The organism is Mycobacterium sp. ACS1612 (genome assembly GCF_001667505.1).
Lineage (GTDB): Bacteria > Actinomycetota > Actinomycetes > Mycobacteriales > Mycobacteriaceae > Mycobacterium.
The window spans coordinates 81927-92453 of sequence record NZ_LZHZ01000071.1; the positions used below are offsets into that span (position 1 = coordinate 81927).

The 10527-nt window shown below is 67.7% G+C and carries 13 protein-coding genes; 7 read left to right on the forward strand and 6 right to left on the reverse strand.

Annotated elements, in window-relative coordinates; all coding sequences use genetic code 11:
• Positions 1 to 27 precede the first annotated feature (27 nt).
• Positions 28 to 996 (forward strand): cobalamin biosynthesis protein, encoded by a 969-nt coding sequence (locus A5724_RS30925; RefSeq protein WP_067811606.1) that lies wholly within the window; start codon positions 28 to 30, stop codon positions 994 to 996.
• Here the strand turns inward: A5724_RS30925 and A5724_RS30930 are convergent.
• The 3 genes from A5724_RS30930 to A5724_RS30940 are packed head-to-tail and all read right to left on the reverse strand — an operon-like array spanning position 950 to position 2983.
• Positions 950 to 1774: an SURF1 family protein gene (locus tag A5724_RS30930; protein WP_067811608.1), complete on the reverse strand. Its 825-nt coding sequence runs from the start codon at positions 1772 to 1774 to the stop codon at positions 950 to 952. The two genes, A5724_RS30925 and A5724_RS30930, sit on opposite strands and share 47 nt — an antisense overlap.
• Positions 1774 to 2268 carry a low molecular weight protein-tyrosine-phosphatase gene (locus A5724_RS30935; RefSeq protein WP_067811611.1) on the reverse strand — a complete coding sequence of 165 codons (495 nt, stop codon included), beginning with the start codon at positions 2266 to 2268 and terminating at the stop codon, positions 1774 to 1776. Before A5724_RS30935 ends, A5724_RS30930 begins: the two co-directional genes overlap by 1 nt.
• Positions 2261 to 2983 carry an HAD-IA family hydrolase gene (locus tag A5724_RS30940; RefSeq protein WP_082965367.1) on the reverse strand — a complete coding sequence of 241 codons (723 nt, stop codon included), beginning with the start codon at positions 2981 to 2983 and terminating at the stop codon, positions 2261 to 2263. The genes A5724_RS30935 and A5724_RS30940 overlap by 8 nt, the downstream gene beginning before the upstream one ends.
• Here A5724_RS30940 and cobC point away from each other — a divergent pair.
• The 4 genes from cobC to A5724_RS30960 are packed head-to-tail and all read left to right on the forward strand — an operon-like array spanning position 2972 to position 6937.
• Positions 2972 to 3994: an Rv2231c family pyridoxal phosphate-dependent protein CobC gene (gene cobC / locus A5724_RS30945; RefSeq protein ID WP_067811616.1), complete on the forward strand. Its 1023-nt coding sequence runs from the start codon at positions 2972 to 2974 to the stop codon at positions 3992 to 3994. The genes A5724_RS30940 and cobC overlap by 12 nt on opposite strands.
• Complete coding sequence (locus A5724_RS30950; RefSeq protein WP_067811618.1) at positions 3991 to 5118, forward strand: Nif3-like dinuclear metal center hexameric protein; 1128 nt, start codon at positions 3991 to 3993, stop codon at positions 5116 to 5118. Before cobC ends, A5724_RS30950 begins: the two co-directional genes overlap by 4 nt.
• Positions 5115 to 5852: a zinc ribbon domain-containing protein gene (locus A5724_RS30955; RefSeq protein ID WP_067811621.1), complete on the forward strand. Its 738-nt coding sequence runs from the start codon at positions 5115 to 5117 to the stop codon at positions 5850 to 5852. The genes A5724_RS30950 and A5724_RS30955 overlap by 4 nt, the downstream gene beginning before the upstream one ends.
• A complete protein-coding gene (locus A5724_RS30960) occupies positions 5849 to 6937 on the forward strand; it encodes a bifunctional RNase H/acid phosphatase (RefSeq protein ID WP_067811624.1) in 1089 nt (362 codons plus the stop codon). Before A5724_RS30955 ends, A5724_RS30960 begins: the two co-directional genes overlap by 4 nt.
• On the opposite strand, the gene A5724_RS30965 is transcribed toward A5724_RS30960, so the two are convergent.
• A complete protein-coding gene (locus tag A5724_RS30965) occupies positions 6938 to 7516 on the reverse strand; it encodes a helix-turn-helix domain-containing protein (RefSeq protein ID WP_067811626.1) in 579 nt (192 codons plus the stop codon).
• A gap of 47 nt (positions 7517 to 7563) precedes the next feature.
• On the opposite strand from A5724_RS30965, the gene A5724_RS34045 reads away from it, so the two are divergent.
• Together A5724_RS34045 and A5724_RS34050 are read left to right on the forward strand one after the other, a co-directional pair.
• Complete coding sequence (locus tag A5724_RS34045; protein WP_067811627.1) at positions 7564 to 8523, forward strand: NAD(P)/FAD-dependent oxidoreductase; 960 nt, start codon at positions 7564 to 7566, stop codon at positions 8521 to 8523.
• On the forward strand, positions 8510 to 9124 hold the full coding sequence (locus tag A5724_RS34050) for a bifunctional 2-polyprenyl-6-hydroxyphenol methylase/3-demethylubiquinol 3-O-methyltransferase UbiG (RefSeq protein ID WP_067811628.1): 615 nt from the start codon (positions 8510 to 8512) through the stop codon (positions 9122 to 9124). The genes A5724_RS34045 and A5724_RS34050 overlap by 14 nt, the downstream gene beginning before the upstream one ends.
• A 17-nt stretch (positions 9125 to 9141) precedes the next feature.
• Here A5724_RS34050 and A5724_RS30980 read toward each other — a convergent pair whose 3' ends face one another.
• Both A5724_RS30980 and A5724_RS30985 read right to left on the reverse strand, forming a co-directional pair.
• Entirely contained in the window at positions 9142 to 9858 is a 717-nt protein-coding gene (locus A5724_RS30980; RefSeq protein ID WP_067811629.1) for a 2OG-Fe(II) oxygenase, read from the reverse strand.
• A partial coding sequence (locus tag A5724_RS30985) for a methylated-DNA--[protein]-cysteine S-methyltransferase (protein WP_369830687.1) occupies positions 9858 to 10527 on the reverse strand: 670 nt, incomplete at its 5' end. The genes A5724_RS30985 and A5724_RS30980, both read right to left, overlap by 1 nt.

A 10527-nucleotide genomic window follows, 5' to 3' on the forward strand; every position in this document is an offset into this window, starting at 1 on the left:
GTAGACCACTTGTGAGACGCTCCCGGAGTGTTTGTGCAGGCGTGTCAGGCGCGCGTTGCGGGGATCGCCGCCGGCTATCTCGCTGATGTGCTGTTCGGTGACCCGCGTCGCGGCCATCCGGTGGCGCTGTTCGGTGGCGCGGCAGCGGGTTTGGAACAGCGCACCTACGCCGATTCCCGCCTCGCCGGGGCGATGCACGTGGGGGTGCTGCTCGGCGCGCTGGGTGCGCTCGGTGTGGCTGTCGAGCGTGGCGCCCGCCGCGAGGGAGCGGTGTGGACCGCAGCGGCGACGGCGGCCGCCACGTTCGTCGCGCTCGGCGGAACGTCGTTGGGTCGTACCGGACACCAGATGGCCGCCCTGCTCGGCAGCGGCGACGTCGAAGCCGCCCGGCGGCTACTGCCGTCGCTGTGCGGACGTGACCCCGCGGCCCTGGATTCGGCCGGGTTGGCGCGCGCGGCCCTGGAATCTGTCGCCGAGAACACCTCCGATGCCCATGTGGCCCCCGTGTTGTGGGCCGCGCTCGGCGGTATCCCCGCGGTGCTCGTCTACCGCGGCGCGAACACACTCGACGCGATGATCGGCAACAAATCGCCCAGATACGCCCGATTCGGTTGGGCCGCAGCACGTTTCGACGATGCGGCGAATTACCTCGCATCCCGTGTGACAGGCGTGTTGGTGACGCTGGGCGCCCCGCTGGTCGGCGGGTCCTCCACCGCGGCGCTGCGGGCCTGGCGCCGCGACGCGGCACGCCACCCCAGCCCCAACGCGGGCGTGGTGGAGGCGTCGTTCGCGGGTGCGTTGGGGGTGCGACTCGGCGGGCCCACGCAGTACGCCCACGAGCTGGAGATCAGGCCGACGCTCGGCGACGGCAGGCCGCCCGAGGTCGCCGATCTCGCGCGTGCGGTGCGGTTGTCGCGCATCGTGCAGGCCGCCGCCACGGCGGCCGGTCTCAGCGCCGCCTGCCGTATCGGTCGGCGAGTTTCTGCTCGACGGTGAGCGGGGCGTCGCTGTGGGCGGTCGACGCGGCGGTCTTTTCCCGCCGGCGCTGCTGCACCTCGGCGTAGACGAAGTAGCCCACCAAGATCGGGGCGATGATGCCGAACGCTATCCACTGGATGCCGTACGACAGGAACGGACCCGCGTCGAGTTGCGGCAACGCGATGACGCCGAGCCCGCCGGGCTGGTTCTCGACCAGTTGGAGATACGACCCGGTCAGCGGCGTTCGGACCAGCTCGGAGATTTGTGCGGTGTTGATCGAATACACCTGCTGTGCGCCGTTTTCGCGGAACGGATCCTTGCCTTGCACCGTCGGCTCCGAATCCCGCAGTCGCGCGGTGATCGTCACGGTTCCGGTCGGCGCGGCCGTGATTGGTGGCGCGTTGGAACCCTGCTCGGGTTTGACGTATCCGCGGTCGACCAGCACCACCGGCCCGCCGTCGACGGCGAACGGAGTGAGCACCTCGAACGCGGGATCACCTTCGATCACGCGAAGCCGGGCCAGCACCTGCTGATCGGACAGATAGTGTCCCGTCGCCGTCACCCGGCGCCACTCGGCATCCGGTGCTGACGAGTCCTGTTGCGGCAGATACGTTTTCAGCGGCAGCGGGTCGGCCGTCAGCGACTGGGAGATTTGCTTGTTCTCCCGCGACGTCTTGGTGTTCTTGCCCAGCTGCCATGGCGCGAGGACGGTGAAACACAGATACGCGAACGCGATCACCACGACGAACAGCGCCAGCCACGCCGGCCGCAGGAGAAAGCTCCACCGCTTGACCATCAGCTTGCGATTCCCCGACTCGCCAACTGCTCGTCCACCCAACTGTGCAGCCCCGGCAGCGCAGCCTCGATCACTGTGAACGTGTCTTCGAAATCGTCATGCGTTCCGTAGTAGGGATCTTCGACGTCGAGGGGGTGCGCTCCAGACCGCGGATCGAACGACCGCAGCATCCGGATCCTGCTGGCAGGCACGCCCATTTCCTGCAGCATGCGGAGATGGTTGCGGCCGAGCGCGATGACCAGATCCGCCGACAGGTGGTCGTCGTCGATCTGCGCGGCCCGGTGTGCCGTGGGATAGCCGTGTTCGCGAAGCACGTGTGACGCGCGCCGGTCGGCGGGATCGCCGACATGCCAACTGCCGGTGCCCGCGCTGGTGACGCGGACCGCGTCGGAGAGACCCCGTTGCCGGATCTGGTGAGCGAACATCTTCTCCGCCATCGGCGACCGGCAGATGTTGCCGGAGCAGATGAATGTGATGTGCAGCGGCTCAGACACCCAACACCTCACGGAGATCATCGACCGTCGAGACGTGCGCCAGCGCGCTCACGGCGTCGCGACCCTCGAAGTCCGTCCTGCCGTAGCCCCAGCCGACCACTACCGTCTCGATGCCGTGTTCGGCCGCCCCCTCCACGTCGTGGGACCGGTCGCCGACCATCAGCACACGGTCGGGCAGCGGATGCAGCTGGGCGAGGGCGTGCGCGACGACGTCGGACTTGGTGGCGCGGGATCCGTCGACGCTGGCGCCCGCAATGACCTCGAAGTGCCCGTCGAGACCGAAGTGCGCCAGAATGCGCTGCGCCGTCGGCTCCGCCTTCGAGGTGGCCACCGCCAACCGCACCCCGGCCGCGCGCAGATCCGCCAGTAGGGGGGCAATCCCATCGAAGAGCCGGTTCATAGCCCAGCCCCGGGTGCTGTAGTCCGCCCGGTAGGCGGCGATCGCGGCGTCGGTATGGTCGCCGAGCCCCATCTCGCGCAGGGTGTGATGCATCGGTGGGCCGACGACGCGGCTGGCCAGATCGCCGTCGGGCACCACAGCGCCGACCGCACCGAGCGCGTGCTTGAAGCTGGACACGATGCCCTGCGCCGAGTCGGTCAAGGTGCCGTCGAGGTCGAACAGCACCAACTGCGGGCGCGTCGCGACGGTACCGGGCAGGGTTTCTGTCACGACTCCATTGTCGCCGACGTCTAATGTCGTGCTGTGGCCAGTCATCCTCGTGCCGCTGCGCGCTACCACGGCGACCAGGCTGCAATGCCCGGCATGCTGGATTTTGCCGTCAACGTGCGCGCCACCGAGCCGCCGTCGTGGCTGGTCGACAGGCTGTCCGCGCGACTGACCGACCTCGGCCGGTATCCGAGCGCGGCCGACGAGCGCCGCGCTGTGCACGCCGTGGCCGCCAGGCACGGCCGCATCGCCGACGAGGTGGCGCTGCTCGCCGGGGCGGCCGAAGCCTTCGCGATGCTGGCCAACCTTCGGCCGCGGCTCGCCGCGTTGATCGCGCCCTCCTTCACAGAGCCCGAGGCGGCGCTGGCCGACGCCGGTGTCCCTGTCAAGCATGTGGTGCTACGCCCGCCGTTCGGCCTGGCCGGTGCCCGGGTGCCGGACGCAGCCGACCTGGTGGTCGTCGGCAACCCGACGAACCCGACCGGCGTCCTGCACTCCCGCGACCAGATCCTGTCGTTACGCAGGCCGGGCCGCATCGTCGTGGTGGACGAGGCGTTCATGGACGCGATTCCAGGTGAGCCCGGGTCGCTGGCGGGCGAGTCACTTCCCGACGTGGTGGTGTTGCGCAGCCTGACCAAGACCTGGTCGGTGGCCGGGTTGCGGGTCGGCTACGCGGTCGGGCCCCGCGAGGTCCTCGACAAGATGACCGCGCGGCGGCCGCACTGGCCGATCGGGACGCTTCAACTCGAGGCGATCGCGGCCTGCAACACACCGGAGGCGGTCGCCGAGGCCAAGCGCGGTGCGCACCGACTGAGCGCACTGCGCGCCGCAATGGTCGACGCCCTGAGTAGCATCGGCCTGGATGTCATCGACGGCAGCGCCCCATTCGTACTGTTCACCGTCCCGGACGCGCAACTGATGCGAAAGATACTGGACGGCAAGGGAATCGCTGTGCGGCGGTGTGACACGTTCGTCGGCTTGGACGGTGAATACCTGCGGGCCGCCGTGCGCCCGCACTGGCCGGTCCTCGTCGACGCGATAGCGGAGTCGTTGCGATGAGCGTCGCGCTGTCCGAGATCATCGGCGTCCTCGACGAGGCCTATCCGCCGCGGTTGGCGCAGGCTTGGGATTCAGTGGGTCTGGTCTGCGGCGACCCGTCCGAAACCGTCGAAACCGTCACCGTTGCGGTCGACGCCACCGCTGCCGTCGTCGCCGAGGTACCCGATAGCGGATTGCTGCTAGCGCACCACCCGCTGTTGTTGCGCGGGGTCGACACCGTCGCTGCCAGCACCGCCAAGGGCGCGCTGCTGCACCAGATGATCCGAACCGGGCGAGCGTTGTTCACCGCTCACACCAACGCCGATTCGGCGACGCCTGGCGTGTCCGATGCGCTGGCAGGCGCGTTGGGGCTGACCGTCGAAGAGGTCCTGGAGCCGATCTCGGTGGCCGGTGACATGGACAAGTGGGTGGTCTACGTGCCCGCGAACGACGCCGAAGCGGTGCGTGAGGCGATGTTCGTCGCGGGCGCGGGCCGCATCGGCGACTATTCGCACTGCAGTTGGAGTGTGCCTGGCACCGGGCAATTCCTGGCGCACGAGGGCGCGTCGCCTGCAATCGGCAGCGTGGGCAGCGTCGAGAAGGTGGCCGAGGACAGGGTGGAGATGGTCGCGCCGACCCGGTTGCGCGCACATGTGCTCACCGCGTTGCGGTCTACGCATCCGTACGAGGAGCCGGCGTTCGACATCTTCACGCTGGCCGCGGTCCCCGGCGATGTCGGGTTGGGACGCATCGGCACGTTGCCCCGGCCGCAACCGTTGTCCGCGTTCGTTTCCCGCGTGCATGACGCGCTCCCAGGCACCTCGTGGGGCGTGCGGGCCTCCGGCGACTCGGCGGCCATGGTGTCGCGGGTGGCGGTGTGCGGGGGAGCGGGTGACTCGCTGCTCGACAGGGTCGCAGGCGCAGACGTGCAGGCCTATGTCACCGCCGATCTGCGCCACCATCCCGCCGACGAGCACAGGCGGGCGTCCGACGTCGCGTTGGTGGACGTCGCGCACTGGGCCAGTGAGTACCCCTGGTGCACACAGGCGGCCGAACTGCTGCGCAACCGTTTCGGTGACGCGCTGCCGGTGCGGGTGTCGACGGTGCGCACCGATCCGTGGAACGTCGAGAGAAACGGAACATGAAAGCAGAAGTAGTGCAACAACGCTCGTTGCTGGAGCTGGCCGAACTCGACGCCGAGCTGAGCCGCATCGCGCACCGGGCCAAGAACCTGCCCGCCCAACAGCAGCTCGAGGAGGCGCAGTCGACGCATCGTGAGGCCAACGACCGCCTCGCCGCGGTGCAGATCGCACTGGAAGACCTCGACGGCCAGGTGGCCAAGTTCGAGTCGGAGATCGACTCCGTCCGGCAGCGCGAGGACCGCGACCGGTCGCTGCTGTCGGGGGGCACCGTCGACGCCAAACAGCTGACAGACTTACAGCACGAACTCGAGACTCTGGAGCGGCGTCAGGCCAGCCTCGAGGATTCGCTGCTCGAGGTGATGGAGCGTCGCGAGGAATTGCAGAGTCAGCAAGCCGACGAGCTTGCTCGGATCGACGAGTTGCAGACCAAGCTCGCCGAGGCGCAGCAGGCGTGCGATGAGGCACGCGGGGAAATAGACCAGCTCAAACACCAATCCCTCTCTCGGCGGGACGAATTGGTGGCGGCGCTGAACGCCGATCTGGTCGGGTTGTACGAGCGTCAGCGTGCGCGCGGTGGCGCAGGCGCCGGCGTGCTGCAAGGCCGTCGCTGCGGCGCGTGCCGGATCGAGATCGACCGCGGGGAGCTGGCCCGCATCTCAGCCGCCGCCGACGACGAGGTGCTGCGTTGTCCCGAGTGCGGCGCAATCCTGTTGCGAGTCAAGGGAGCAGGCGCGTGAAGGTGATCGTCGAGGCCGACGGTGGCTCGCGCGGAAACCCGGGGCCCGCAGGCTACGGATCGGTCGTGTGGACGGCCGACCGCACCGCGGTGCTTGCTGAGAGTAAGCAGGCGATCGGGCGGGCCACCAACAACGTCGCCGAATATCGCGGGCTGATCGCGGGCCTGGAGGAAGCGGCGAAACTCGGCGCTACCGAGGTCGAGGTCTCGATGGACTCGAAGCTTGTGGTGGAACAGATGTCGGGCCGGTGGAAGGTAAAGCACCCCGACATCGAACCGCTGCATCAGCAGGCGAAGGCACTGGCGGCGCGGTTCGACCGGATCGGCTACACCTGGATCCCGCGCGCCAGGAACGCCCACGCCGATCGGCTGGCCAACGAGGCGATGGACGCGGCGGCCGAACTCGAGAAGGTCGTCGCAGAGCCGAAGCAACCGCAACCCGTGGCGTCGTCCCCCGGTTGGACCGGTGCGCGCGGCGCGCCGACCCGCTTGCTGCTGCTGCGCCACGGGCAGACGGAACTATCAAGGGAGCGGCGGTATTCCGGCCGCGGCAACCCTGCGCTGACCGACGTCGGACGCCAGCAGGCGGAGGCGGCCGCACAATTTCTCGCGCGAACTGGCGGCATCGATGCCGTCATCTCCTCGCCGTTGCAGCGGGCGTACGACACGGCGGCGACGGCGGCCAAGGCGCTCGGCCTCGACGTCGCGGTCGACCATGACCTGATCGAAACGGACTTCGGGGCGTGGGAAGGGTTGACATTCGCTGAGGCGGCCGAGCGCGACCCCGACCAACACCGGCGCTGGCTGCGCGATACCGGCGTCGCCCCTCCTGACGGCGAGAGCTTCGACAGCGTCGCCGAGCGCGTGCGACGCGCGCAGGCGCGAATCATCAACGAGCACGGCCGCGCAACCGTATTGGTGGTTTCGCATGTGACGCCGATCAAGACGCTGCTGCGGACGGCACTCGACGCGGGCCCCGGCATTCTCTACCGGTTACACCTCGACCTCGCCTCGCTGTCCATCGCGGAGTTCTATCCGGACGGCGTGGCCTCGGTGCGGTTGGTCAACCAAACGGCCTACCTGTAGTCAGCTGTGCAGGTGCAGCCGTTCTCCATGCACCCCGAACAGTGTGATCGCCTCGACGGGTCCGTCGACGGTGCCGAACCAATGCGGGGTCCACGTCGAAAACTCAACGGCCTCACCGGGTTTGATGATGAAGTCCTTGTCGCCGAGGATCAGCCGCAGGAGGCCCGACAGCACGTACATCCAGTCCTGGCCTTCGTGTACCGGCAGTTCCGCGGGAGGCGTGCGCCGCCGAGCACTGATGCGGATCTTGTACGCATGCAAGCCACCCGCGGGACCGGCGCGGTGTAGCGGCCAATATGTCACGTCGTGGTGGGTATGCGAACCGGCCCTGACGCGTGGGTCCTCGGTCTCCGGCGCGCGCAGCAGTTCGTCAGTGCTGATCGAGAGCGCGGCGGCCAACCGCGGCAGATGGTCGAGCGCGAGGCGACGTTTGCCGGACTCCAACCGGCTCAGAGTCGATACGTCGATGTTCGAGCTGCTGGCCACCTCCTCGAGGGTCAGTCCGCGCTGGGTGCGCAGTTGCCTGAGCCGTTGTCGGACCCGCAGGTCGACGTCCTCCCTCGGGCTTTTTGCCTCCATGGCAAGTGAGTTTGATTGATCCGCGTGGATTTGGGCAAGCTCGAAGCATGGACTCGAAATGGGATTGCGTCGTCGTGGGCGGCGGTGCGGCAGGCTTGAGCGCAGGAATGGTGCTCGGCCGGGCCAGGCGGCGGACACTGCTGATCGACGCCGGTCGGCAGAGCAATTTGGCGGCACATGGCGTTGGAGGTCTCCTGGGGCACGATGGCCGCTCGCCGGCAGAACTGTACGAGATCGGCCGCCGGGAACTCGCTGAGTATTCAAGCGTCGACGTGCGGACCGGCGAGGTGGTCTCCGGCGAGCGGGTCGGCGACCTCTTCGAGCTGAAGCTGTCCGACGGATCCCGTGAGCAGGCGCACCGGGTGGTGCTCGCGACCGGCATGGAGTACCGGCCGCCGGTAGTGAAGGGGCTGGAGGAGTTTTGGGGCAGGTCGGTGTTTCACTGCCCTTTTTGCGACGGATGGGAGTTACGTGATCAGCCTCTTGCGGTACTGGCCCGTGGCGAGAAGGCGATCCATTCTGCGCTGTTGTTGCGCGGCTGGACCGACGATCTGATTCTGTTGACGGACGGCGAGGCGGATCTCGGTGACGACGACCGGGACCGGCTGACGTCCGCAGGGGTCAAAATGGACGAGCGGTCGGTGGCCGAACTCACCGGACGGCAGGGGCAACTCGAGGCGGTGCAGTTCACCGACGGCGGTCGGCTGGAATGTCGTGGCCTGCTCGCCGCTACCACGCTGCATCAGCGCTCGCGATTGGCTGAGCAGCTCGGAGCGGAGCCGGGGGAGGCGACGCCGTTCGGCGAGACACCGGTGAAGGTCGATGGTCTATGTCGTACCTCTGCGCCAGGGGTTTTCGCGGCCGGTGACCTCAGTACACAATTGCCACCCTCGGTTGCCTCGGCCATCGCGGCCGGCTCGCTGGCCGGTATGTCGGTGGTGCAGAGCCTGCTGGCCGACCAATGCGGACTGCCCGTCCCGGATTGGAGCGAACATGTCGACGCCTGACGCAAAAGAACACTGGGAGCAGCGGTATGCCGAGCGCGACCAGCGATGGAGCGGTCGGGTCAATGTCCGTCTGGCGGAAATCGTTTCCGCGTTTCAGCCGGGCCATGCGCTGGATCTCGGCTGCGGCGAGGGCGCCGACGCATGGTGGCTAGCGGAGCGCGGTTGGACCGTCGTCGCGGTCGACATTTCGGACACCGCGTTGCAGCGTGCTGCCGCGGGCGCCGAGGAACGCGGGGTGAGCGATCGGATCCGCTTCGAGCAGCACGACCTGTCGGAGAGCTTTCCCAACGGTGAGTTCGACCTGGTCTCCGCGCAATTCCTGCATTCGATGATCCCGTTTGACCGGCCGAAGGTGTTGCGGCGCGCCGCTTCTGCGGTGCGCTCCGGCGGGGCGTTGCTGATCGTCGACCATGCGGGGCCACCGCCCTGGGCATCAGAACTCGACCATCACCACCACGACTTCCCCAGCGCCGAGGAGGTCATCGAAGGGCTGGAACTAGGCGACGAGTGGGACCGGGAACGTGTCGATGCGGTCGAGCGGGAAGTCGCCGGACAGACCGCGGCGTGGACTGACAACGTGATCGTGCTGCGGCGAGGCTGAGCGCGCTCACGCAGATCTCACGCGGCATCGTGGAAGACGAGTCCGAGTGTGAACCGCTCGCCCGAGCGGACGGTCGAAACACCGTGTCGCACGGGGGATGCCGACCAGCCGCGGGATGATTCGACGGGACGCTCACGGGTGGTGAAGACGAACCCGTGACCGAACGGCAGCAACGCCGCGGTGCCGCGCGACTGCGCACGCGGACGTTGTTCGACGAGCAGGAACTCACCGCCAGTGTGGTCGACGCCGGGTTCGCTGAGGTTGATCACCACTTGCAGCGGAAAGACCAAGTCGCCGTACAGGTCTCGGTGCAGGGCGTTCCAGTCGCCCTTCCCGTACTTGAGCAGGATCGCGGTAGACTTCGTTTGGCCGGCGTCGTGGCACATGTCCAGCCACTCCTCGAGCGTGTCCGGCCAGGGAGCGTTGCGGCCGAGCTTGGTCCACCAGTCCCGCGCGATCGGCAGTAGGCGGGGATAGAGCGCCTGCTTGAGCGCCCCAATGGGTTGTGGATAAGGCTGCTGGAAGTACCTGTATTCGCCCTCGCCGAACCGGTATCTGCGCATGTCGATCGTCGCTCGGAACAAATGGTCGTCGGGGTAACACGCTCGGATCTTCCGAGCCTCGGCCTTGGTGAGCAGCCTGGGTAATAATGCGCCCCCAAAGTCGTTGAGCTCAGCGGTGATTGCTTCCCAGTCGGCGGACTCGACCCGCCGCTGCCATAGCGTCGAAGTCATCAGAACAACCGCGCCTCCTTCACCGCGCTCGGTTCCTCCAATTCCAGCAGAAGTTGCTTCCGTTTCAGTCCGCCCGCATATCCGGTCAGCCGACCGTTTTTGCCCACCACACGATGGCACGGAATCACGATGCTCAGCGGGTTGTGGCCGACCGTCTGCCCGACCTCGCGGGCGGTGATGCCGTCGCCGATTACGGCCGCGAGTTCGCCGTAGGTGATGGTCTCGCCGTACGGGATCGTGGTCAGCAGATGCCAGATGCGCTGCTGGGTTTCGTCGCCGTGCAGGCGGGTCGGAAGTGTGAATCCGCGACGGCGGCCTGCGAGGTAGTCGCGCAGTTGGGTCTTTGCCTTGGCGAGTAGGTCGTCGGCGTCCGCATCGACCTCGGGCCCACCGCGTCGTCGGCGGGCCGATACCAGTGGTGCCGGAAGTACAGGCCGGTCAGCGCGTCGTCCTGGGCGACGAGGGTCAATTCGCCGAGCGGGCTTTCGATAACCGCGTGTCGGGTGTTCATACCCAGTAGACGCTGGTGGGGGAGCATGCGTGAGATCTGTCGTAGCGCTGTGGCAGTATCGAACATGTGTTCGAGGGGTTGGGGGATGGGGAGCTCGTCGATGTGATGGGTGAGTCGACGCGCGATGAGTCGACGGCGATTGCGCAGCGCTTGGCGGC